Origin of the sequence: Streptomyces sp. NRRL B-1347 (assembly GCF_000720325.1) — a bacterium.
In the GTDB taxonomy this organism is placed as follows: Bacteria; Actinomycetota; Actinomycetes; order Streptomycetales; family Streptomycetaceae; genus Streptomyces.
Map to the genome: position 1 here is coordinate 1 of NZ_JOJM01000359.1, position 202 is coordinate 202.

Sequence of the window (202 nt, forward strand, 5' to 3'; positions counted from 1 at the left end):
GGCGGTGCGGGTGAACCCGGGCAACATCAAGCAGTTCGACGACAAGGTCAAGGAGATCGCGAAGGCCGCCCAGGAGACCAGCACGCCGATCCGCATCGGTGTCAACGCGGGCTCCCTGGACAAGCGTCTGCTGGCCAAGTACGGCAAGGCGACGCCGGAGGCGCTGGTGGAGTCGGCGCTGTGGGAGGCGTCGCTGTTCGAG

The 202-nt window shown here is 67.3% G+C and carries 1 protein-coding gene; it reads left to right on the plus strand.

Annotated elements, in window-relative coordinates; all coding sequences use genetic code 11:
- Positions 1-202, plus strand: a 202-nt coding sequence (locus tag IG74_RS0145365; protein ID WP_030689887.1) for a flavodoxin-dependent (E)-4-hydroxy-3-methylbut-2-enyl-diphosphate synthase, incomplete at both ends; no start/stop codon positions are given.